General features: G+C 41.0%; 23 protein-coding genes. 13 read left to right on the forward strand and 10 right to left on the reverse strand.

From position 1 onward, the window contains the following. Positions 1-126: 126 nt before the first annotated feature. Both OU792_RS14150 and OU792_RS14155 read left to right on the forward strand, forming a co-directional pair. Positions 127-408: a hypothetical protein gene (locus tag OU792_RS14150; RefSeq protein ID WP_134201417.1), complete on the forward strand. Its 282-nt coding sequence runs from the start codon at positions 127-129 to the stop codon at positions 406-408. A gap of 152 nt (positions 409-560) precedes the next feature. Beyond that, a complete protein-coding gene (locus tag OU792_RS14155) occupies positions 561-2597 on the forward strand; it encodes a glutamine--tRNA ligase/YqeY domain fusion protein (RefSeq protein ID WP_274670516.1) in 2037 nt (678 codons plus the stop codon). Positions 2598-2937: 340 nt separating this feature from the next. On the opposite strand, the gene OU792_RS14160 is transcribed toward OU792_RS14155, so the two are convergent. Both OU792_RS14160 and OU792_RS14165 read right to left on the reverse strand, forming a co-directional pair. Then, positions 2938-5100 carry a xanthine dehydrogenase family protein molybdopterin-binding subunit gene (locus OU792_RS14160; RefSeq protein ID WP_274670517.1) on the reverse strand — a complete coding sequence of 721 codons (2163 nt, stop codon included), beginning with the start codon at positions 5098-5100 and terminating at the stop codon, positions 2938-2940. Between the two features lie 2 nt (positions 5101-5102). Then, a complete protein-coding gene (locus tag OU792_RS14165; RefSeq protein ID WP_274670518.1) occupies positions 5103-5561 on the reverse strand; it encodes a (2Fe-2S)-binding protein in 459 nt (152 codons plus the stop codon). A 193-nt stretch (positions 5562-5754) separates the two neighbouring features. Here OU792_RS14165 and OU792_RS14170 point away from each other — a divergent pair, with 193 nt between their 5' ends. The 3 genes from OU792_RS14170 (at position 5755) to OU792_RS14180 (ending at position 8791) form a co-directional block, all read left to right on the forward strand. Continuing rightward, positions 5755-6876, forward strand: a complete 1122-nt coding sequence (locus tag OU792_RS14170; protein WP_274670519.1) for an MBL fold metallo-hydrolase — start codon at positions 5755-5757, stop codon at positions 6874-6876. Between the two features lie 141 nt (positions 6877-7017). Beyond that, positions 7018-8166, forward strand: coding sequence for a Gfo/Idh/MocA family protein (locus OU792_RS14175; protein WP_274670520.1), 1149 nt, complete (start codon positions 7018-7020; stop codon positions 8164-8166). Between the two features lie 115 nt (positions 8167-8281). Then, a complete protein-coding gene (locus tag OU792_RS14180; RefSeq protein ID WP_134201409.1) occupies positions 8282-8791 on the forward strand; it encodes a DUF2911 domain-containing protein in 510 nt (169 codons plus the stop codon). Between the two features lie 33 nt (positions 8792-8824). On the opposite strand, the gene OU792_RS14185 is transcribed toward OU792_RS14180, so the two are convergent. Together OU792_RS14185 and OU792_RS14190 are read right to left on the reverse strand one after the other, a co-directional pair. Further along, positions 8825-9145 (reverse strand): nucleotidyltransferase domain-containing protein, encoded by a 321-nt coding sequence (locus tag OU792_RS14185; RefSeq protein ID WP_134201407.1) that lies wholly within the window; start codon positions 9143-9145, stop codon positions 8825-8827. Between the two features lies 1 nt (position 9146). Then, on the reverse strand, positions 9147-9623 hold the full coding sequence (locus OU792_RS14190) for a nucleotidyltransferase substrate binding protein (RefSeq protein ID WP_134201405.1): 477 nt from the start codon (positions 9621-9623) through the stop codon (positions 9147-9149). A 122-nt stretch (positions 9624-9745) separates the two neighbouring features. Here OU792_RS14190 and hrpB point away from each other — a divergent pair, with 122 nt between their 5' ends. Next, positions 9746-12235, forward strand: coding sequence for an ATP-dependent helicase HrpB (gene hrpB, locus OU792_RS14195; RefSeq protein ID WP_134201403.1), 2490 nt, complete (start codon positions 9746-9748; stop codon positions 12233-12235). Here the strand turns inward: hrpB and OU792_RS14200 are convergent. Together OU792_RS14200 and OU792_RS14205 are read right to left on the reverse strand one after the other, a co-directional pair. Continuing rightward, positions 12232-12855, reverse strand: a complete 624-nt coding sequence (locus tag OU792_RS14200) for a hypothetical protein (protein WP_134201401.1) — start codon at positions 12853-12855, stop codon at positions 12232-12234. The genes hrpB and OU792_RS14200 overlap by 4 nt on opposite strands. 138 nt (positions 12856-12993) lie before the next feature. Continuing rightward, on the reverse strand, positions 12994-13518 hold the full coding sequence (locus OU792_RS14205) for a HEAT repeat domain-containing protein (protein ID WP_134201399.1): 525 nt from the start codon (positions 13516-13518) through the stop codon (positions 12994-12996). Between the two features lie 44 nt (positions 13519-13562). On the opposite strand from OU792_RS14205, the gene OU792_RS14210 reads away from it, so the two are divergent. Further along, positions 13563-14270: a hypothetical protein gene (locus OU792_RS14210; protein ID WP_134201397.1), complete on the forward strand. Its 708-nt coding sequence runs from the start codon at positions 13563-13565 to the stop codon at positions 14268-14270. A gap of 153 nt (positions 14271-14423) precedes the next feature. Here OU792_RS14210 and OU792_RS14215 read toward each other — a convergent pair whose 3' ends face one another. From OU792_RS14215 to OU792_RS14225, 3 genes are all read right to left on the reverse strand, one after another. Further along, complete coding sequence (locus OU792_RS14215; protein WP_134201395.1) at positions 14424-14810, reverse strand: TM2 domain-containing protein; 387 nt, start codon at positions 14808-14810, stop codon at positions 14424-14426. After that, positions 14803-15093 (reverse strand): DUF2752 domain-containing protein, encoded by a 291-nt coding sequence (locus OU792_RS14220; protein WP_274670521.1) that lies wholly within the window; start codon positions 15091-15093, stop codon positions 14803-14805. Before OU792_RS14220 ends, OU792_RS14215 begins: the two co-directional genes overlap by 8 nt. Positions 15094-15216: 123 nt before the next feature. Further along, complete coding sequence (locus tag OU792_RS14225; RefSeq protein ID WP_134201392.1) at positions 15217-16299, reverse strand: oxygenase MpaB family protein; 1083 nt, start codon at positions 16297-16299, stop codon at positions 15217-15219. A gap of 48 nt (positions 16300-16347) precedes the next feature. Between OU792_RS14225 and OU792_RS14230 the strand changes: the two genes are divergently transcribed. Both OU792_RS14230 and OU792_RS14235 read left to right on the forward strand, forming a co-directional pair. Beyond that, a complete protein-coding gene (locus OU792_RS14230) occupies positions 16348-17244 on the forward strand; it encodes a hypothetical protein (RefSeq protein WP_274670522.1) in 897 nt (298 codons plus the stop codon). Positions 17245-17248: 4 nt separating this feature from the next. Continuing rightward, complete coding sequence (locus tag OU792_RS14235) at positions 17249-18163, forward strand: SMP-30/gluconolactonase/LRE family protein (protein WP_274670523.1); 915 nt, start codon at positions 17249-17251, stop codon at positions 18161-18163. 78 nt (positions 18164-18241) lie between these two features. Here OU792_RS14235 and OU792_RS14240 read toward each other — a convergent pair whose 3' ends face one another. Beyond that, positions 18242-18949, reverse strand: a complete 708-nt coding sequence (locus OU792_RS14240) for a DsbA family oxidoreductase (protein WP_134201386.1) — start codon at positions 18947-18949, stop codon at positions 18242-18244. 218 nt (positions 18950-19167) lie between these two features. Here OU792_RS14240 and OU792_RS14245 point away from each other — a divergent pair, with 218 nt between their 5' ends. The 4 genes from OU792_RS14245 (at position 19168) to argC (ending at position 23646) form a co-directional block, all read left to right on the forward strand. Then, positions 19168-20424, forward strand: a complete 1257-nt coding sequence (locus tag OU792_RS14245; RefSeq protein WP_134201384.1) for an aminotransferase class V-fold PLP-dependent enzyme — start codon at positions 19168-19170, stop codon at positions 20422-20424. Positions 20425-20797: 373 nt separating this feature from the next. Next, positions 20798-21481: a GNAT family N-acetyltransferase gene (locus OU792_RS14250; RefSeq protein WP_134201382.1), complete on the forward strand. Its 684-nt coding sequence runs from the start codon at positions 20798-20800 to the stop codon at positions 21479-21481. A 13-nt stretch (positions 21482-21494) separates the two neighbouring features. Continuing rightward, positions 21495-22691, forward strand: coding sequence for an argininosuccinate synthase (locus OU792_RS14255; RefSeq protein WP_134201380.1), 1197 nt, complete (start codon positions 21495-21497; stop codon positions 22689-22691). Next, positions 22684-23646 (forward strand): N-acetyl-gamma-glutamyl-phosphate reductase, encoded by a 963-nt coding sequence (argC, locus tag OU792_RS14260; protein WP_134201378.1) that lies wholly within the window; start codon positions 22684-22686, stop codon positions 23644-23646. The genes OU792_RS14255 and argC overlap by 8 nt, the downstream gene beginning before the upstream one ends. Positions 23647-23650: the final 4 nt, after the last annotated feature.

A 23650-nucleotide genomic window follows, 5' to 3' on the forward strand; every position in this document is an offset into this window, starting at 1 on the left:
AGTAATTGGGGTAAAATGAATTTATTACATCAATCTGATAAGAATTAAATCGATCATTCCATGCAGGACGTCTGGATTTTTAACTTTCCAACTACTTCAAACGAAAGGGAGCAAGTATTAAAACTTTTGAAAGAAAAAGTGAATGAACTTGAAATCTTTCTTTCCTTTCATTTCAAAAGCGAAGGTGCGGTAGTTGAAGAAGTAAAAGCGCTCCCTGACTCTATGACAATTAAAGGAGATTCTGGCACTCTTATCCTGGAATATGAGTTAATACATTTTAATGCCTGTCTGGATATTCATGAAACCAATGTTGAAAAATTGGTAATACAATTTGAAATCGACCGATCAAAAGAATTACTTAAAGTAAAAGGTCCAGAGAGGCTAGAGCGAGGAATGGATGAGATTTAAAAATCTTTAGAGAGAAAAGTATTCCTGAAAATAGGTATTAGACTAATTCAAAGAATTTCTGGATTAATTTTCTGTTTTTTTAGAAATTCCTCTACGTGGATTTTAATTGTATTTCCTACCAATTGAAGTATTTTTACAGCTTAAATTTCCTTATGAAAGAATCTACCGAATCACTCAATTTTATAGAACATATTATCGAGGAAGACTTGAAAAATGGTTTTCCTAAAGATCAACTTCGTTTTCGATTTCCTCCCGAACCCAATGGCTATTTGCATATCGGTCACGCAGCTTCGATCTGCCTAAACTTCGGATTGGGAGAAAAATACAACGCTCCGGTAAACCTCCGGTTTGACGACACCAACCCAGCAAAAGAAGAGCAGGAGTATGTCGATGCCATCAAACGGGATATAGCTTGGTTGGGATTTCAGTGGGCCAATGAGTGCTATTCATCCGATTACTTTCAGCAATTGTATGATTGGGCGATCCAACTGATCAAGGAAGGAAAGGCCTACGTAGACCAACAATCCTCTGAGGAAATTGCTGCACAAAAAGGAACTCCGACTACCGCTGGAACGGATTCTCCATTTCGAAACAGGCCAATTGAAGAAAGTTTGGATTTGTTTGAACGAATGAAAAATGGAGAGTTTGCTGCGGGATCCTATTTGCTACGTGCAAAAATTGACATGGCTTCGCCAAACATGCATATGCGTGATCCGATTTTATATCGAATTATCAACAAAGCCCATCATCGCACAGGCTCGGATTGGTGTATCTATCCCATGTATGATTGGGCTCATGGCCAGTCCGACTATGTAGAGCAGGTTTCTCATTCACTTTGTACCTTGGAATTTAAGGCACATAGAGAGCTCTATGATTGGTATTTGGATCAGATTTATGACTCAAACTTATTGAGACCCAAGCAGCGCGAATTTGCACGTCGCAACTTAAGCTATACTGTGATGAGCAAGCGCAAGCTTCTGGAGCTGGTGCAAAAAAATATTGTATCCGGCTGGGATGACCCTAGAATGCCTACCATTTCCGGTCTAAGAAGACGAGGATACACCCCTGATTCTATTCGGAAATTCAGTGATCTAGCAGGCATTTCAAAGCGGGATAATGTTACAGATGTGTCATTGCTTGAGTTTTGCATTCGAGAAGATTTGAATAAAACTGCTACCCGGGTAATGGGTGTTTTGAATCCAGTAAAACTGGTGATTACCAATTATCCTGAAGGAAAGTCAGAGATTCTTCAGATGGAGAATAATCCAGAGCAGGCTGATTCTGGTACGCATGATGTGCCTTTCTCAAGAGAATTATACATTGAACGGGAAGATTTTAAAGAAGATGGAGGAAAGAAGTTCTTCAGGCTTTCCTTGGGAAATGAAGTTCGCTTGAAAAGTGCTTATATCATTAAGGCTGAATCAGTTGTAAAAGATGAATCAGGAGTTATTCAGGAAATTCATTGTACATACGATCCAGAATCAAGATCAGGAAGCGGCACAGAAGCCAGCCAACGAAAAGTGAAAGGAACCTTGCATTGGGTTTCTATCGAGCATGCTATTCAGGCTGAAGTTCGGGAGTATGATCGTTTGTTTCTAGACGAAGCGCCAGATAGCCATGAGGATAAGGGATTCTTGGATTTCATAAATCCTGATTCATTAAAGGTTATATCCAATGCGTTTCTGGAACCTCACTTGGCCAATGCTACGATGGATGATAAGTATCAATTCCAACGATTAGGCTACTTCACCTTAGACTCAGACTCCAAGGATGGTAAACTGGTTTTCAATAAAACGGTGGGGTTGAAGGATACCTGGGCTAAGCAAAATACACCTCCCGCTCCAGCTAATCAGCCTAAGCAAAATCAAAATTCCTCTCCGCAAGGTCAGAAAAAGCCATTGAACGAGATTCAACAAATCAGTAAGAAGTTGACCAACTTCTCCGGAGATAAGTTGGAAACCGCCTTATCCTCCATCGCTACCCTAGCAGAGGAAATTTCATATGATGAATTAGAACCATTATTCAATACTGCAGCTAAGAAAGTTGGAACCCGAATCGGTGTGATGGTTGCCTTACGGGTTTTACTTGAAAAAGGTCAAGAGAAAACTTCAGCAGCTGCTGAATTCATTGCAAATGGAAAGGCTGATGATAATGAGATTTTGAGAGCAGAAGCGGAGAAGATTAATTGAGAAATTGAAATATATGATTGTCCGTAAAGATGCCATTAGCCTAATTTTCTTTTCTAAAAAAGACGGATCCGCCTCTGCAGACAGGACCCAGATGTCCGATGACCGATGCCTGCATAAACCTATCATTTTAGCAGAATTTTAGCCATTCAGTTTTTCTACTGGTAAAAGCGGATATACATATTGAAATATCTGAATATTGAGTAATTAATCTGTTCCAAAAAAGTATTTACCAATCAAAAAACAAAAAGCCTCTAGAGTCAAATCTAGAGGCTTAATCATTTAATCTTTTTGCTTCGATTGGATTAATTTTAAAATTTTTCAATCTTTTAATTTTCCAATTTTAGGACCTTCGGATTTCAAGTTTCACATCGGAAAATTCCTTTTGCTCAATGAACGGTTGACTTCGAAGTCTTCTACCTGTCGCTGCAAATATGGCGTTGGCAATGGCACCACCTGTAGGTGGAAGAGCAGGCTCTCCCAGACCAGTTGGATCATATCCAGAATCTACGAAGTGAGTTTCAATTTCCGGAACTTCCTTCATTCGGATCAATCTGTATAAATCGTAGTTTCGCTGCTTAGGCACACCGTTTTCAAAGGTAAGATTCGTATACATTGCATGCCCCATTCCGTCTACGATTCCTCCTCGAACCTGATGGTTTGCGCCAGTAGGATTTACGACCATTCCACAATCGGTCACAGCCGTTATCTTCTTCAAAACAGGTGAACCACCCTCCATCTCGATATCTGCCACTTGCGCTACATAGGATCGATGTGAGAAATAAACACTAAAGCCCTGTTTTACATTTGAGTTTTTACCCCAATTGGATTTCTCAGCGGCAGTCTTAACTACCCCGATCATCCTGTCAACATCATAGCCAAGCCTTCCCACTGGATTATTTTTGGCTCGATCTAGTAGTTCTAATCTAAATGCCACCGGATCCTTTCCTGCTTCCAAAGCCACTTCATCTAAGAAGCTTTGCTCTGCATAGGCCAGGAAGTTGGTAATTGGAGCTCTCCAAGCATTGGTAGTGATGCTAGAGTCGTAATTGATATTTTCAATTAATAAATTATCCACTGCACCAGAAGGGAAATTATTCTCCCTAGTGGAATTACCGGCATTCATCCCTACTCCACGGAGCTTGTACCCAATCATGGTTCCGCCTTCATCCAATGCCGCCTCAAATCGATATCTAACTGCTGGTCTGTAAGCTCCTCCAGTGAGTTCATCTTCTCTACTCCAGGTAAGTTTCACCGGAGCATTGATGGCTTTAGAAATATGTACCGCCTCTTCGACAAAGTCTGCACGAAGTCTTCGGCCAAATCCACCTCCCAAACGGGTAATTTCTACCGTCACATTTTCGGCAGGAATTCCAAGAATTTGGGCAGCAGTTTGTCTAGCTCGATCAGGAGTTTGCGTAGGACCAATCAGCTCGCAACGATCTCCTTGCACATGTGCAAAGAAGTTTTCCGGCTCCATAGGTGAATGCGCTAAAAATGGACATTGATATTCTGCGCTCACCACTTTTGCCGCATTGGCAAATGCCGATTTAACATTTCCATCTTCTCTCCTTACTTCCGCTTTGCCATTGGCAATTAGATCCTGGAATATTCGATCATGGTCAGCAGTGCTTTCTACAGTTCCGTCAGGCTCATATTCTACTCGAAGCAATTTTTTAGCTTTCAGCAAAGGCCAAGTAGAGTCCCCTACCACTGCTACAGAATTACCGAACGTGACTACATCGGTCACTCCTGCCACTGCTCTGGCAGCGCCATCTTCCACAGATTTGATTTTCATTCCAAAAGGAGCGCGCTGTACCATAGCATGCTTCATTCCCTCTCGGTAGAAATCCAATCCAAAGAGTGGTTTTCCGGTATAAATTCCACGGGCATCCACATTTTTCACTGGAGTGCCTATGATTTTAAAATCTTTTTTATCCTTTAAAGTAACCTCTTCAGGTGTCTCCATCTGAGCTGCCTCTCCTACAAATTCTCCGAAATGACCAGATTTTCCGGAGCCTTTGTGGGAAATGATTCCATTCTCGACACTAATCTCCTCAGCGGGTACATTCCAGGCTTTTTCAGCAGCCGCTACCAAGACATACTTTGCTGTAGCCCCTGCTTTTCTAAGCCTTTCCCAGCTATGAGGCATGGCTCCTGATCCACCCGTAAGTTGGCGATCGTATTTTTCCGTATCCAGGTTGGCCTGCAAAACTCGGACTTTTGACCAGTCTGCATCGAGCTCTTCAGCCACGACCATAGGAAAAGAGGTTTTTATATTTTGTCCCAATTCAGGATTAGGGGAATAAATCACCACATCTCCGGATGGAGCTATCGAAAGATATGCATTGAAGTTTTTTGCATTGGCAAGTACCTGCTCGGTACTCAAAACCTCGACCTTCGGGCTATCACAGCTAGACCAGTTGAATCCTATAAATAATCCACCAGCAGTCAAGCCAGCAGCTTTTAAGAAGTCTCTTCTACTTTCTCTTTTTACAGTTTTCATAATTACGTGTTTTTGGCTGCCTCTGCTACTGCTTCGCGAATCTTGTGATAGGTACCACAGCGACAAATGTTTCTGTTCATCGCATTGTCAATTTCCTCCATACTAGGATTAGGATTTTGCTTCAAAAAAGCCACCGCTTGCATAATCTGTCCTCCTTGACAGTAGCCACATTGTGCCACATCTACTTCCTCCCATGCTTTTTGTACGGGATGATCACCGTTTTCTGAAAGCCCCTCAATGGTCGTTACTTCAGAGTTACCAACACTTGAGATGGGCGTCACACATGAAAAAGTAGGATTGCCATTCAGATGAACAGTGCAGGCACCACATTGGGCGATACCACATGAAAATTTTGTACCTACTAGTCCCAGGTGATCACGAAGCACCCACAACAAGGGAGTGTCATCTTCTACATCCACCTGATGACTTTTTCCATTTACTTTAAGATTGAAACTGGCCATGGTTCTTTTTTTTAGGTAAGTTACAAAAAATCAAGTAGCTGAAAATGCCATTGATGGAATTATACGCTGAAAAAGATCGGAAAACTTCTTTACTCACTTTCAGTTTATGAGACTAATCTATCTGGGATTTATTTGGAGGTAAAATCGGTTTAATATTTGCCCGTCAATAAAATCTCTTCAATCCAAAAGAAAAGTGATTCGAAATATTATTCTAATTCCCGCAGGCTTTGTTTTTAGCCTAATTCTTTTTGTGGCGCTTTTTCTTAATCTTAATCCACAGTTTGGAGCTAATCCAAGCAAAGAACAAGTTCAAGAATTCGAAAAGCTTCCGCATTATAGTGATGGGAAATTTCAAAATCTGATTCCTACTGAAATGAGTATGGGCTTTGCCAAAGCCATCAAACTCTTACCTGAATTCTTCAAGTCAGATCCTTCTCGTCAACCGGATTTTGAATTACCTGTTCAAAAGGTAGATTCACTGGATTTAATCACCTCCCAAAATTCTCGACTTATTTGGTTTGGACATTCGGCCTTTTTGCTTCAGCTAGCCGGAAAAAATATTTTGCTGGATCCGATGTTCGGGGATGTCCCTGCTCCGCATCCATGTCTTGGGAATAATCGGTTTTACGATGAATTACCCATTGAGGTGGAGCAATTGCCGATTATTGATATGGTGTTCTTTTCTCATGATCATTACGATCATTTGGATTATGAATCGGTACAACGTCTGATCCCTAAAACCAGAATGTTTTATGTCCCCTTGGGAGTTGGCGCGCATTTGGAGCGATGGGGTGTGTCTCGTGAAAACATACAAGAACTAGATTGGTGGGAGGAAGATTCCTATGAAGGAGTTGCAGTAGCATTTACTCCAAGTAGACACTTTTCAGGCCGTGGCTTGTCCAATCGATTTAGTACGCTCTGGGGATCTTGGGTGATTTCTACAGCCTCAGAAAGTATTTATTTCAGTGGAGACGGTGGCTATGGACCTCATTTTCAAGAAATCGGCGATAAATACGGGCCTTTTGATTTGGCGCTTTTAGAATGTGGTCAATACAATGAAAATTGGAAAGAGATCCACATGATGCCTGAGGAGACCGCACAGGCTGGTCTGGATTTGCGTGCCAAACAAATCATGCCAATTCACTGGGGAGCATTTCGACTAGCTATGCACAGTTGGACAGATCCCATTGACCGGCTATTGCCAAAAGCTGAAGAGCTTAATGTAAAAGTCCGAACACCAATGATCGGCTCATTCCTTTATTTCAATGAGGAACAATCTCAAAACAGCAAATGGTGGCTAAAGCCTTCTGAGTAAAAGACATTCGATCTATTTCATTACCAGCTAAAAAAAATCAAGGTCAAGCTAGAAGATAAATGAATACACTTCTTTGTTCGATTATTAAGCATTTTTCCTAATTTGAAACTTTGTTTAACATCAAATAAAACCTAAAAACCTATGTCTCAAAAAATCAATGCAGCCATCGTCGGAACAGGATTTATCGGTCCGGCCCACTTGGAGGCGCTTAGAAGAATTCCAAATATTGAAGTAATTGGCCTGGTTGAGGTCACTCAAGAGTTAGCCGATGAAAAAGCAGCTTTATTGGGAATTCCTAAAGCTTACACTTTTGAAGAGATGCTGAAAGACTCGGATATTCATGTAGTCCATATCTGTACTCCTAATTTTCTTCATTATCCACAAACCAAGGCTGTATTAGAAGCGGGCAAGCATGTGATTTGCGAAAAGCCTTTGGCTGTAAAAATTGATGAAGCAGAAGAGTTGGTAGCACTTGCTGCTGAGAAAGGACTGGTTAATGCCGTGCATTTCAACCTCCGCTACTACCCCATGGTCAGACAAATGAAGACTATGCGAGAAAAAGGAGAACTGGGTGAAGTCTACAGTATTATGGGTTCCTATTTGCAGGATTGGCTATTTTTAAAGACAGACTATAACTGGAGATTGGAACCTGACAAATCCGGTGATTCTCGCGCTATTGCCGATATTGGTTCCCACTTATTGGATATCACTGAATATGTGACAGGGCTGAAAATCACAGAAGTATTAGCTGACTTCTCTACGGTTCATAAAACCCGATTGAAGCCTCTGAAAGCCATTGAGACCTATTCTGGCAAAATGCTTACCATGGATGATTATGAAGAAGTTCCAATCAATACTGAGGACCATGCTACCGTGCTATTGCGTTTTGATAATGGATCGAAAGGCTCTATCACTGTATCCCAGGTCAATGCAGGACGAAAGAACCGATTAAACATCGAAATTGCAGGTTCTAAATCTAATTTTGAATTTAATTCAGAGCGACCTAATGAGCTTTGGATAGGCAAAAGAGAGACAGCAAATGGTCATCTGATGAAAGATCCGGCATTGTTTCACCCAGAAGCTTCAGCCCTGATTTCTTTCCCTGGAGGCCATAATGAAGGCTTTCCTGATACATCTAAGCAAATGTTTAAGGAAGTGTATGCGGCAGTCCGAGAAGGAAAACAACCTGATTCGCCATCATTTCCGACCTTCGCTGATGGGTTAAGGGAGCTAATTATCGGTGAGCGAATTATCGATAGTAATAAATCCCAATCATGGGTTAAAGTTTAATTTCCTTAGGTTTAGGGAATTCGCGTATTCCCTAAACCTTTTTAATAATTGACAGTACAAACCTTTATATAATTATCTTAACCCTTTAATTTCACTATCACTAAATCACATAACCATGAACTTTAAAAAAATCCTTTTCTCTGCGCTGATGCTTGGAGCATTTGTTTTTGCTGCCCAAGCACAAGAAAAACCTAGTCCTGCCCGTACCGCTGAAGGAACTGTGGGAGATGCTAAAATCACCATCAACTATTCATCTCCTGCTGTAAAAGGTCGTATGATCTGGGGAGATTTGGTTCCTCTAGGCCAAGTTTGGAGAGCTGGTGCCAATGAGGCGACCACTTTCACCACGGATAAAGACATTATGGTAGAAGGTCAGAAGCTTCCTGCTGGAACCTATGCTTTCTTTATCATCCCAGGTGAGTACGAGTCTACCTTCATTTTCAATACCGAAGCTAAGCAATGGGGAGCCTTCAATTATGATTCCTCAAAAGACGCCCTTCGAGTAAATGTACCTTCTCAGCAAACTTCCTCAATGGAAGAGCGATTGGTCTATGAAGTAAAGGATGGCGGATTTGAAGTTCGCTGGGAATACGGAAAAGCAGGAGCAAAACTTTCCGCTCAATAAATTGAAAAACTAACCCAAAAAAGCCACTTCAGATTAATTTGAAGTGGTTTTTTCTTTTTCATAAAAGACTTTCCCTACCCTATTGATATGATCTATCAAGTCTGCATTAGAGATTTGCTTAAATAAGGAGACATCAAATTTGTAGGGAAGGAAGAGATCATCAATAGCCAGTTCAATTTTTTGGAGTTTTCTCAGGTCTAAACTTTCGCCAAAAAAAGTCAAATCAATGTCAGACCCTTCTCTATAATTTCCCTTGGCACGGGAACCATAAATAACCACTTTTTCTATTTCAGGAAATGATTCAAATTCTGCTTGGAGCTTTTTTATAACTGATGAAGACAATCCAAAATCCATTTTAAAACAGTTTTCCTTGTGATCCACTCCTGATTTCTTCCATGTTGTCTCGGAAGTGTTCGAAAAGCGGGTGATAATCATGTATGATACTCAAAAAAATACTGTCAGCAGTTTCTTCATTGTAGGTATGGGAGGTTTTATTCCTACTCTTGATCATGTCCATCCATGTTTCTCCTTTCGAAATTAAACCAGCCGAAAATGCTTCCTTTGTTGCATCTTTAGAACCCATAGTTGTAATGCCACCAACTTCTTTCATGTAATCCTTCATCACATTCCAGGCAAGCTCATGGGTATATTCGAAACGTTGAATAATCCCTTCTTTGATGATATCATCTAAAAACTCATCTGAGCTAATTTTCCCATCTTCCTCCAGCCTATATTCGGATTTTATTTTTTCGATCGCTTGGTCTAGTTTCTCAAAAGCTTTCACATAATTTGAAAAACGCTGGATCCAACGAATATCTTTATTAGCATTCATAGTCTGAGATTCTATTGGTTAAAGTTCTGATTTTAATCTAAAGAATTTTAAAAACCTGAAATTATTTTCCTCTTTTTTGATGCTTATCTACATAAAAAGTAGTCATTCAATATCTTTGATGCATGATTATTCTTAATCCCGATTCCTTCGACCTTCCTGTATCTGAAATCATCCCTAAGGTCAAAAATCACCTTTCCAGCCAAAATTCCCTAATCATTCAAGCGCCTCCCGGTGCGGGAAAGAGTACGCTTTTACCTTTAGCTCTCCTTGAAGAAGAGTGGCTCAAAGGAAAGAAAACCTTGATGCTCGAACCTAGACGTCTAGCTACCAAGTCCATTGCAACTAGAATGGCTGATATGATTGGTGAAAAAGTGGGTGAAACAGTGGGCTATCGAATTAGATTTGAATCAGCGATTTCAGAAAAAACACGTTTGGAAGTCATCACAGAGGGAATCCTGACCAGAATGATGCATCAAGACAATGCATTGGAGGAAGTCGGCTTGTTGATATTTGATGAATTCCATGAGCGGAATCTCTTTTCTGAAGTAGGACTTGCGCTAGCGAGAGAGATTCAAGAGATACTTAGACCTGATTTGAGGATTCTGCTTATGTCTGCGACCATCGATACGAAGGAACTTTCCTCTTTACTCCACGCGAATGTGCTTGAAAGCAAGGGAAGACAATATCCCGTGGAAGTTAATTACTTGAACACGATCGATGAATATGCCATCGGAGAGGATACAGCTAGGCAAATCATTCCTTTGACTGAAAAGCATGAAGGAGATTTTTTGGTTTTCTTACCTGGTCAGGGAGAAATAAGAAAAGCTCAATCCATTCTTAGATCGGCTTTGCCAGATGACCTTATTTTACCACTTTATGGACAGCTAGCTCCTGCCGATCAGCAAAGAGCTATTTTACCCAATCCACAGGGAAAAAGGAAGATAGTCTTGTCCACGGATATAGCCGAAACCTCACTAACCATAGAAGGCATTCGGGTGGTAGTAGATTCAGGATTTGCCAAATCAAATAAATTTGACCCGCGTTCAGGTCTTTCTCGTTTGGTTTTGCATAGAATCAGTAAGGATTCAGCAGATCAAAGAAGTGGAAGAGCCGGAAGGCTTTCTTCAGGCCACTCCTACCGGCTTTGGAATAAAGGTATTCAGAGTCAATTGGCAGATTTTAGAACTCCTGAGCTGTTGGAGGCTGACCTGACCGGAATGGTATTGGACATGATAGCCTGGGGCAAAGATAGTATTCAAGAAATGGCTTGGCTTACTCCCCCACCAAAAGCTAGCATTGCACAATCCGAAAAGGTGTTGGAGGCGATCGAAGCGATTGAAAATGGTCAGATTACAGCCCATGGAAAAGGCATTCAGGCCTTACCCCTACAGCCAAGAATAGCCCATATGCTGCTTTATGCGAAAGAAAATGGACTGTTGGAGTTGGCTACGGATGTGGCTGCTATCCTGGAGGAGCGAGATCCTTTAGGGGCTGATGCGGGAGTAGATATCAATTTGCGCGTGGAAGCTCTGAGGAGGTATAGAGATCGTGGAGTAAGCATATCCCGAATCAAAAAAATAGAAAAGGTAGCTGCACAATACAGGAAAATCTTTCAGGTTACGCCAGAAAATTCGCCGGTAGATCCTTGGGCAACAGGACTTTTGCTAGCGTATGCCTACCCAGAACGAATCGCCGCAGCACGTCCTGGAAACAATGCTCAGTTTCAATTGGCGAATGGTAAAATTGCTCAAATTGGTCACCGAGATGACTTGGCTCATGAATCTTGGCTGGCCGTGGCCCAGGTAGATGCGAGAGAAGGAATGGGTAAAATATGGTTAGCAGCTCCTTTGAACCCAAAAGATCTTGCACCCATGCTTAAGACTCGGGAGGTTTTAGAATGGGACCGAAAAAAGGGTGGACTTATTGCGGAGACCGAAGTCCGAATTGGGGCGATTATTTTGGGAAAAAGACCACTCAAAGCATTCAATCCCGGATTAGCCAAGGAAGCCATTGTTAGGGCTATTCAGGAAGATGGCCAGTATTTATTAGATTGGAATGAGGAAACCCTACAGCTAATTTACCGGGTACAATCGATTAGAAATTGGAATAATGATTCATCCTGGCCGGATTGGTCGGTTCAAAACCTCTGTAAAAATGCACCTGATTGGCTATCTCCCTATTTGATAGATATTTCAAAAAATGATGATCTCAAAAAGCTTAATTTAAAAGATATACTACTCCATTCTCTTTCCTTTGAGCAGCAGCAAATGCTAGGACAACTTGCTCCAGAAAAAATAGAAGTGCCCTCAGGAAGCAAGATTAAAATTGAATACCAAGAAGAAGGTATGCAACCTCGACTATCCGTAAGATTGCAGGAGCTTTTTGGTTTGATAGAGACTCCAAGGATAAATCAGGGGAAAAATGCTTTACTTCTTGAAATGCTTTCACCGGGCTTTAAGCCAGTGCAATTGACTCAAGATTTAAAAAGCTTTTGGTCAAATGGCTATTTTGAAGTGAGAAAAGACCTGAAAAGAAGGTATCCCAAACACGAGTGGCCTGAAAATCCCCTAGAAGCGGAGGCAGTTAGGGGTGTGAAAAAGAAAAGAGATTAATCTTCCAAACGGTCGAGGAAATCTAAAAGCTGCAGGAATGAGGCGATAGTAAATGGAGTCATGCCCGTCTTCTTAATTTCCTCTAAGTAAATATCCCGTAAAACCGGATAATCATTTGGATTGTAGATTCTAGCCAAGGTTACCCCACGAAAAACGTAATACACAAAGTTTTGTGTCCTAAACACTTTTTCTTTTCTATCTGCGAAAGCTTTTTCAAGATTTTCCGGAATGATCATTTCGTCCATCCAATGAAATCCATGACCCACAAAAAACTTCTCTGCAGCCATAATTGATTGAGCCAGCTGTGAATTTGAGTTTAAGACAAAACGCTTAGGTAGCTCCTTCCCTATTTTGTCAGGACTTTGGATAAGAGTAATAGATCGACGGGAATAATCACTTAAGCTTGGGAGAAATTTATGGATGATTTCCTCAACCTGATGAATTCTTACCCCCAAATTATATTCTAAATAGCTCACATCTGGATATTCAGAATAATGAATAAAAACCACTTGCTGCCCATGATCAAAATCTTTGAAAAACAGCAAGTGGTTAGGATGAAATTTAAAGCCAAAATCGCTCAGAAATTGATTATGAAATCCAATGACGTCTCGCTTTCTCATGTGTGTATAATTTGATTTTCAAAGGTCACATGGAATCTTTGACGATTAAAATAATAATTTCCCTGTTAGTTTAATGATGATTTTTAATCGTGTCGATTTCATATGAATATTAACTTCAAAAAGTCTCAAAAGTTGTACTCAATCAGAAAATAATTCTCTCATTTCCAATAACATAGGCTCAATCTCAGATTTTTTAATGGAAAGACTATCAGGATCTTCTGGGTTGTGGAGGTAGTGATTCCAGTGCTTCTCTGCTTTTCGAATGGTTCTTGGCGAAATATCGAATTCCACGCTATCCAAATATTCCTTTGCCAAGGTGGAAGCTTTGAAATTTCCAAATAAGTACACTCGGAAAACATCAACAAAACGCTGGCTCAGGTCGAATTCTTCTAAAATCTGTACAAAAGCTCCCTGCTGCTGCTTATTTTTTCGATCACGGATAGCCTTAAAAATCGCATCCAGTGATTCCTCGTTCCAATGCGTTTTAGACAAAGCTCTACAAGCCAGATAGGCAGCTTCCCAGTCATCAGAAAGCACTAATTCGATCAACTTATCTTTGACTTCTTCGGTAGCTTTAAGCCCAAGTTTATCAGCAAAATTATAAGCCTCTGCTTCCTCGGGGTCAAGCATTCGCTGAAAGAGGTTTTCTATTTCTTCGTCCATAGTTATTTGTTTATTTGCAGAAATCCTTTTTTGGATCTAATTGTATGCATATTCCCAATACCCAAAATATTGATTTTACGACTTTTGAGGAGTTATTGAAAAAGTCCAAAAAGGAAAATCTGGATTTTCAATACAATCAAAAAAAGCACCAACTCGAGTTGGGAATGCAAAATAAATGGTTTGCCAAGATATTTCTGCCTTGGGACCACAATTGGCAAAATGACCAACTCGTTCTTCAATCCAAATCAGCCATAGCATTGGTTGGAATTAGAGCCGGGCAAGCATTTACAGGGCTAATTGAAAATCGTCAATTGATTGATCACAAAATATTTCGAGCCTATATGGTTCGGAAAAAACAAGGTAAATCACAGGTTAAACATTTGAAAACCAAAGGAAAGTCTAGAGCAGGATCAAGAATCAGATTAGCTGAAACCGAGCGATTTTTTAATGAAATTAATGAAAGGCTAGAAGTCTATGCAGGTCAGGTAGCCGTAGATCGATGGGGAATAGCCTGTGGAAAAACCCTTTGGCCCTATCTCTTTGATGCGGAGGTTTCTCCCCCATTTTCAAAAAAAGATTCAAACCTTGTCCAGCTTCCCTTCCATGTGCAGCAAGCCTCGTTTGAGGAATTACAAGCAATTTCAGAACTATTGATGGGATTTCACCTTTTACTTTCTGATGAAGGGGAAGACTTTTTTGAAGAAACACTTCAAAAACCGAAGAAGGATTTGGGAACAGAAGATGATTGGTAACAAAAAAATGGCTGTCTCATAAACCGTTTGTTTGTCAGCCTGAGCGGAGTCGAAGGCCATTTCCGGTATGTTGGAAGACATTTCGACTTCGCTAAATGTGACAAGCTTTACTTTTGGGACAGCCTCTCTTGCTAGTGGTTATTGGTATACAATTTATGAGTTTCCGTTATTTCCATCCATAGGAGAAGGATATTGATTGGAAAGCATTGCCAAGGTTTCATGCGCCATCTTGACGTTGTATTCATAAGCTAGGCTCTTGTAGTTGACCAAATCCACGATCGTACCGATAAAGCACAATCCGACAGTCAAAATATATAAAATACCTAAGCCGATTTGTCCCAAGATGAATCTATGCAAACCTGCAAATCCAAAGAAACCGATTAAGGTCAAGATTAGGATCATTTGAGCGTCTTTTCTTCTCGCACGGTAAACCTGTGCAAAAAGAGATGCTTGATCGTCATCCATATTTTTCATCAATCCTTGAATGTAGCCCAATTCCATTCCTTCGAGTTCGGGCAGGTGTCTTAATACATTAGCCATAGTTGTGTGTTGTTTTTAAGTTGCTTATCAAATTCCAAATTCTAGAAATAATCACCAGATACGCCAAAGTCGCCAAGGGATGCATTTCCCAAGATGCCTGGAATTCTCCTCGTGCCAATAAGTTCATGGCCCGGCCTAAACCGCAACCAGGACACCAACTGAACCCGAGATTTTCCAGCGGACAGAGCGAAAAGTGATTCGCTGCCCAAGGGTCAATCGTGAGAATTGCAAGCAAACTTCCGATCCAAAAGATCAGCTCCAATGGAAGCTTCTGAAGTTTCATGATGATTGCTTTCATGCCAGTAAGAATACGAAAAGGGTGCCAATGCCCAAAATGCATGTTTTTCGGCAAAAAGAGGGGGTTGAACGATTAAAATGATTGATAAACGTACAAAAATGTGTCCGATTATGAACGGACAACTTGAGGTAAGTTCAGTTTTATGACTTCACCAAATTGTTCTTTTTGTTGAATTTCCATCATTCTGCGAAAGCTTTCATAGCTTTTCTTCGAGCCGTAATTTTTCAATCCTGAAAAGCGAAAAACAAGATCAACCAAATTTCCAGGAAGTGCATTTGTGCTTTTAATTCCAAGTGCATTGGAGGCTTCTTTTCCAAGGAAAAAATAAAATAATCCATCAACTTGCTGCCGGATGAGGGCATCAGGAATGTTTCCTTTATAGTAGCCACCGAGAGCACCTATCAAGGTTTTTCCTGCTTCTGTGCTTTTTAGATGTCTTTTCCGGATCAGTCGATCCAACTCAAACGCTTCCTTGGAATTTTCTGGCCAAAAACTAGTATCCACTCCGATCAACTCCCCTATCCATTTCCAATACTGCAAAACAGCCTCAAAATCCGATTCTGAGATATTCCTGCCCATTTTGATCATTCCGCGAAGCACTATCATGCTGAAGGCCAGATTAGTTCCAAGCATATCCTCCTGATTGATAGCTTTTCCAAACTTTGGGTCCCAGTCCCATGCATATTTTTGGATAAAATACCTGCTAAAAGCATGAATCAACCGGACTTTCGCGCAAGTTAAGTAGGCCCGAGAATCATAAATAAAGGAATTGGGCCGGAAAATGTCCATCACAAAAACGCCAGTCTCTGCCAGCCGCTTTCCGATATCCTGTACGATCCGCTTTGATCTGACCAAGACCTCTGCCCCATCTCCAAAAGCATAGCAGTAGGGCAACGAATAAAAACCTAAAAGACCTAGATAGATATCTCCATTTTTAGCGAAAAAATCCTGCCCATTTTGAAGAACTGAAGTTTCTCCAAGTGATTGTTTATCAAAATAAAACTGAAGGAAATTTCTCACCCTCGGACTGAAATCAAGGCTCAATTGATCAGGAATCATATCCCAGGAATTGATTACATCAATCAACTTTGGATTTGCTACCAAGTCCTCAACTGCCTGATCTGCAAGGGGATCTTGTCTTTGTCGGAGTTGATCAAAATTCTGATTGTTGTAAAGCTTCAATTTGTCCACAGCAATCTAACCTTGATTTTGTATTTTGGTTGCACAAACCAGTCAATTATGCTGAAGAAGATTACTGCCAATCTCTGTTTTCTGTTCCTATTTTCCTTGCAGCTATTTGCGCAGGGAAGCTTTGATTTGATTCGAGTGGATACCAAAGGAAAGGGTAAAAACCTTGAAATTCTCGCAGAAACAGCTAAACCATTGACAGATAGAGTTGGCTATGACAATCAACCAAATTTCATCAATGATCAGGAATTAGTTTTTTCGGCAGCTGATGATCAAGGAAATCACGATATTATTCTCTATAATTTTTCAACAAGGAACTTCACCAATCTTACCAAAACTGCTGATCGAAGCGAATATTCCCCATCCATTACGGATTGCAAGCAATACATAGCAGCGGTCGTAGTTGAGCCCGAAGGTGCTCAGCGGCTTTGGCTTTACCCTATCAACCTTAGTGAGCCGGAGTTACTCTATGATGATATCGAGCCTGTGGGCTATTATGACTGGTATGACAATAAGGCCGCGATGTTTGTTTTAGGAGAGCCTAATTCATTGATTTATGCTAGAGGTCGAGGAGATCTCGTATCAATGGATCAGAATATCGGCAGATCAGTAAAGCAAAGGCCAAAAACCTCAGAAATCACCTATCTTTCCAAAGAAGATGTGCAGACAAAACCAGATGGTGTTGCCTTGGAATTACGGGCTTTTGATTTAAAAACCAATCGAAAATCCGAACTAGGGCTTGGCTTGGCTGGCTCAGAAGATTTTATCTGGGTTGATAAAAAAAACATTTTGATGGCACGAGGAAATGAGATTTTTATGAGGAGAATAAATGAAAATACATGGTCCAAACTTGCTGAAATCAAGCTTTCATCTCATCAAAATATTTCACGGATGGCTTACAGTGAAGACCTAGAAGTGCTAATTTTAGTAATGGAGAGAAACCAATAAACCTATGATCAATAAAAAATTACTACTCGCTCTGGTAGCGAGTATTTTATCCCAAACAGCTATGTCGCAAATTGAAGATAAAAAAGGAATCATCGTCAAGGGCGCCGAACTGGTGAAAGTCCAAGATGGATTTTCCTTTACCGAAGGACCTGCTGTCAGTCGCGTGGGCGATGTGTATTTTACAGACCAACCCAATGACCGAATCCACGTCTGGAACGCGATTTCCGGAGAAGTTTCGGTGTTCAAGGAAAATGCCGGACGATCCAATGGCATGTATTTCAAACTTGATGGGACACTCATCTCCTGTGCAGATGAGCAAAATCAGCTTTGGGCTTTGGATTCAAAGGGAAATGAAACGGTTTTGGTCGAAAACTTTAGAGGCAAAAAATTAAATGGTCCAAATGATGTCTGGGTGCGACCAAAGGGAGGAATGTATTTTACGGATCCTCTTTATGTAAGGCCTTACTGGGAAGGAATCCGAGGCAATGAATTGGAACAAGATGGAGAGCATGTCTATTTCTTGTCTGAGGATGGAGCGGAGTTTTTCCGGGTAGCAGAAGATCTAGTCAAGCCTAATGGAATAATAGGTACACCAGATGGTAAATACCTCTATGTTGCAGATATCGGAGATAGTAAAACCTACCGCTACGAAATCCGGGAAGATGGTTATTTGATCAATAAGGAGCTTTTCTGCGAAATGGGATCAGACGGAATGACGATCGATAATCGAGGAAATATTTACCTCACAGGAGACGGAGTGACTGTTTTTAGCTCGAAAGGCGAAAAAATAGCTCACATCCCGGTTCCCGCAAAATGGACTGCCAACGTCACTTTTGCCGCCTTAGATAGAAAAACCTTGTTTATCACCGCAATGGATGCAGTCTACACGCTTCAGATGAAAACTCGTGGAGTTTGGTAATTTAAAGCCGGAAGCTAGAAGTGGGAAGCATGAAGTGAGAAGGTCTTCCTACTTCAAGCTTCCTACTTCCATCTCTATTTAGCAATTCCCGTCTACATCACAGCTTTCTCCATTCTCAGCGGACTTTACCTCGAAAATAGAGTTGTTTTTTGCGAATTCGGACCATGCTTTTTCTATGGTTTCCTCAAATACTTCGTCAGGCTGTGCTCCGGAAATTCCGAATTTTCGATCTAAAACGAAAAAAGGAACTCCTCTAACACCTATTAATCGGGATTCATAAATATCCTGATCCACAGCATCATCAAATTGATTGGACGCTAGCATTGATTTGATTTCGGATTCCTTCAAACCGATTTCTGCTCCAAGCTTTATCAGCGTATTCGGATCATCCACATTTTCTCCATCACTGAAATAGGCTTTTAGTAAGCGTTCCTTCATTTCTCCGCCTTTCCCTTGCTGTTTTGCAAAATGAATGAGTCGGTGAGCGTTTTTGGTATTTGCCACCTTTGCCTTCTCAAAGTCAAATTCCAAGCCATGCTCTTTGGCCATTTCCACCACATTTGAGGTGATTTCTCTGGTTTGATCCATGGACCATCCCTTTGACTGTGCCAAATGCTCTAAAGTATTTATCGATGGGTTGGTTTTCTCTTCTGGATTTAGCTGAAAGCTCTTCCATTCGATTTCGACCTGATCTTTCAAGGGAAATTTATCCAGTGCTTTTTCGAGTTTTCGCTTGCCGATGTAGCAAAAAGGACAAACTACATCCGACCAAATTTCAATTTTCATAGACTTTTGATTTACTTATGGGAGAAATGATCAAATCCTTAAAAGAGTTCACTGAATTTTGAAAACAAAAGAATGTCCATCCTGTGCCATGGAAATTGATGCCAAGGCAGCTATTTGCCCTATTTGCAAATTTGAGTTCCCGAAACGTTCCCCTTGGATCACTTGGGTGGCCATTTTGCTTTTGATCGTGTGGATTTTAACCTATATCCTTTGATGCTATGAAGAAAAGAACATTTATCAAAGCTCTTGCAAGCCTAGGTTTGGGAACTTTCGCAGGACCTCTGAAAAGTCAGGCAGAAGCTCATAATTTATCAGGTATTGACTTTGACTCGGATGATATTTGGGATCAAATCCGAAAAGGCTACAAACTCAAGCCAGATTATATCAATTTGGAAAATGGATACTATTGTTTTTTACCCCAGGAAACACTCGAGAAATACATCGAACATATCCGTGAAGTGAATTATCAAGGTTCTTATTACATGCGGACGGTACAATGGGATAATAAGGCCAATTCAGCAGCCAAACTAGCCGAATTGGTTGGAGCAGATCCAGAGGAAATAGCCATCACTCGGAATACCACCGAATCATTAGATCTTATTATTGCAGGGTATCCGTGGAACAGAGGAGATGAGGCTATCATGTCAAATCAGGATTATGGGAGTATGCTGACTATGTTTGAACTAGCCCATCGAAGACATGGAGTCCATCTCAAAAAGATAGATATTCCGATGCATCCAGAATCAGATGAGGAGATCGTAGCGGTCTATGAGAATGCCATTACCAGCAAGACTAGACTGATCATGGTTCCCCACATTGTCAATATCACGGGTCATATCTTGCCTGTACGGAAAATCTGTGATATGGCCCATCGTCATGGAGTGGAAGTGATGGTGGATGGTGCACATGCGGTGGGGCATTTCACTTTCAAAATGAAAGATTTGGATTGTGACTATTATGGATCAAGTCTTCACAAGTGGCTGAGTGTACCGCTTGGTGCTGGATTATTGTTTGTCAAAAAGGGGAAAGCAGATCAAATTCGTCCCTTACTCGCGCCTTATCAATTAGACCGGCCTGGAATTTACAATCTCAACCATACAGGTACACATCCCGTAGCTACCGACCTTGCAGTGATAAATGCCATTGAATTTCATGAAAAAATCGGTGCAAAGCGGAAAGAAGACCGGCTACGGTTTATTCAGCGCTATTGGTCAGATCAGGTCAGAGAAATCGAAGGAATCAACGTCAATACACCCATCGAGCCTTTTCGATCCTGTGCCATCGCCAATGTGGGTTTGGAAAAAGTAAAACCCGGAGATATGGCCAAACGCTTGATGGATGAATTTAAAATCTTCACCGTTGCAATCGATGGAAATGGTGTTCATGGCTGCAGAATCACTCCAAACATCTACACCACTACAGATGAATTGGATCAATTTGTCAATGCTTTGAAAAAAATGAGTAAAAAGACTTGATATAGCTCAAAATAAAATTCGGTTTATTTTACGAATTCTAATTTTTTGAACTGTTTGGTTAAATTCCTTTCAGCTAAAAGCCTGAAATGATTAATTTTTGTGAATTTATTTTGGAATATCTTTTTCATCGTTACAATTTTACATGCTCAAATGAATTCCTTCAATAACATATTGATATCCGAGAACAACGCGACAGCTTTTGTTGTGGTAGGATGTCCTGCTGTTAATTTTTCTCCAGTTAGGAGGCGAAGGTACTTTTTTAGGGTTTGACCCTGCCATATTTTCAATTTCCCTACGCGGGAGATTTCCTTTTGTCCTTTCCTTTCCTGATTTATTCATTTCTGCAACGCAGTAATTCATTTCTCCACCTAATATGGAAGAAATCACCTTTAAAATATTAGTGGCTGATGTCAGTCACAAATCATTTGCTCAGCAAATCACCGATGAGATGGCCAACTCGGCTAAAGCTCGGGGCACGGGTATTGCCAAACGTAGTATCGAATACGTCCAAACCAAAATAGAAGAGGGAAAGGCCATCATCGCATTGACAGGAGATGGTCGCTGGGCAGGCTTTTGCTATATTGAGGCTTGGGGACATGGGAAATATGTGGCCAATTCCGGTTTGATCGTTTCCCCAGAATTCCGAAAGTACGGCTTGGCAAGAAAAATCAAGCAGGAAATATTCAAGCTTAGCCGGCTTAAATATCCGGATTCGAAAATATTTGGCTTAACCACCGGGCCTGCTGTGATGAAAATCAACTCTGAACTGGGATACATTCCTGTTTCTTACGCAGATCTTACGGACGATAATGAATTCTGGAAAGGCTGTCAGAGCTGTGTCAATTATGAAATTTTGATGTCCAAATCAAGGCAAAACTGCCTCTGTACGGCGATGCTTTACGATCCCAATGCTCCCAAAAACAAATTGGCAGAAATGGCCCTTCGTAAAGATTTTAATAAACGTATCAAGTTGTTTGATCGCTGGGTTCGATTGAAAAAGTTCGTGTTTCTTAAACTTGGCAAGTCAGCCAAATCCTTTCTCAGTTTATTTATTTAAAATTCAAGAATAGATGCAAAAAATTGTTTTAGCCTATAGTGGCGGCCTCGATACCACCTTTTGTGCACTCCATTTATCCAAAGATTTGGGTTATGAGGTACATGCTGTTTTGGTCAATACAGGCGGATTTTCCGAAGAAGAATTAAAGTCCATCGAGTCCCGAGCAAAAAGTCTCGGAATCGCATCTTTTACCATCTTGGATGTGGTAGATACTTACTATCAGCAGGTTTTGAAATACCTGACTTTTGGTAACGTCTTGAAAAATGGGACTTATCCCCTATCCGTATCTGCCGAACGAATCCTGCAGGCAAAATCACTGGCTGACTATGCCAAATCCATCGGAGCAAAAGCGGTAGCTCATGGCTCAACCGGTGCGGGAAATGATCAGGTCCGATTTGATATGATCTTTCAGACCATTATCCCGGATATTGAAATCATCACCCCAATTCGTGACTTAAAGCTCTCCCGACAGGAGGAGATCGAATATCTGAAAAAGCATGGGGTGGAAATGAATTTCGAAAAGGCCGCATATTCCATAAATAAAGGTATCTGGGGTACTTCCGTGGGTGGAAAAGAAACTCTTTCTTCCTTGGGATATTTACCCGAAGAAGCCTGGCCTACTCAAATAACTGAGAAAGAGGCTAAAGAAGTGAAATTGACCTTTGTTCAAGGAGAATTGAAAGGTATTGATAATGAGGTTTTTGATAATCCGGTAGAAGCCATTCAGAAGCTTCAGGAGATCGCCGGCCCGTTTGGAATCGGTCGGGATATTCACGTCGGAGATACGATCATCGGAATCAAAGGACGAGTGGGTTTTGAGGCCGCAGCACCGATCATCATCATCAAAGCACATCAGTTGCTAGAAAAGCATACCCTTACCAAGTGGCAACTTTTCTGGAAAAATCAACAGGCTGAATTTTACGGAAATCACCTACATGAGGGGCATTATCTCGATCCTGTAATGCGAAACCTAGAGGCTTTCCTTCAATCTACTCAGGAGTTTGTTTCTGGAGATGTCTTCGTGAGACTGGATGTTAAGCACTTTACCCTTTTGGGAATTGCTTCAGCCCATGATTTGATGGCATCGAAATTTGGAAGCTATGGGGAGATGAACAAGGGATACACAGCAGAAGATGTCAAGGGCTTTACTCGAATTTTAGGAAATCAAACAGCCATCTTCCATCAGGTCAACCAACAAGAAAATGATTAAAACAGCTATCATTGGTGCGGCAGGCTACACAGGAGGTGAATTAATCCGTCTTTTGGTACATCACCCAAACTGTGAACTGGTCTATATCCATTCGAACAGTCAAGTAGGAAAGCATGTAAGCGAGGTGCATCCGGACTTGATCGGAGATTGTGACTTGTATTTTACTGATCAGGTAGAAACTTCCGGTCTAGATGCAGTTTTTTTAGGCTTGCCTCACGGACAAACATGCTCTTTTTTAGATCAGCATTCTTTTGATCTCAAAACAGTCATCATTGACCTTTCCACGGATTTCAGGGATGAATCAGATGGATTCATTTATGGGCTTCCTGAAGTCAATCGGGAGAAGATCAAAAGCGCTAAAAGAATTGCCAATCCCGGTTGCTTTGCGACAGGGATTCAATTGGCGCTTTTGCCGGCTGTATTAAATGGCTTAGTGAAGGGTTCCATTCATATCAATGGAATTACCGGGAGTACTGGTGCAGGAAAGAAACTGGCCGAAACCTCCCATTTCAGCTACAGATTAAGCAATATTTCGGTTTACAAACTCTTCACACATCAACACCTGAAAGAGATCAAGCAAACCTTCATTCAAACAAATGCTGATTTCGATTCAGATCTGCTGTTTGTTCCTTATCGCGGCAATTTTGCTAGGGGAATCTGGATTACTTCTTATTTTCCTTTTGAGGGTAGTTTGGAAGAAGCAAAAGCCTTGTATCAGGAATTTTACAAAAATGCTGCTTTCACCCATGTCGCAGACCATGACATTGACCTAAAGCAAGTGGTCAATACCAATAAATGTCTGGTTTATTTACAAAAAGAAGCCGGACAATTAGTGATTTATTCAGCTATCGACAACCTCCTAAAAGGTGCCTCAGGACAAGCCGTTCAAAACTATAATCTAGCTTTTGGTCTGGATGAAAAGACAGGGTTGAATCTTAAGTCAATTGCATTTTAACTTC

The sequence above is a fragment of the Algoriphagus sp. NF genome (assembly GCF_028823735.1).
Classification (GTDB): Bacteria; Bacteroidota; Bacteroidia; order Cytophagales; family Cyclobacteriaceae; genus Algoriphagus; species Algoriphagus marincola.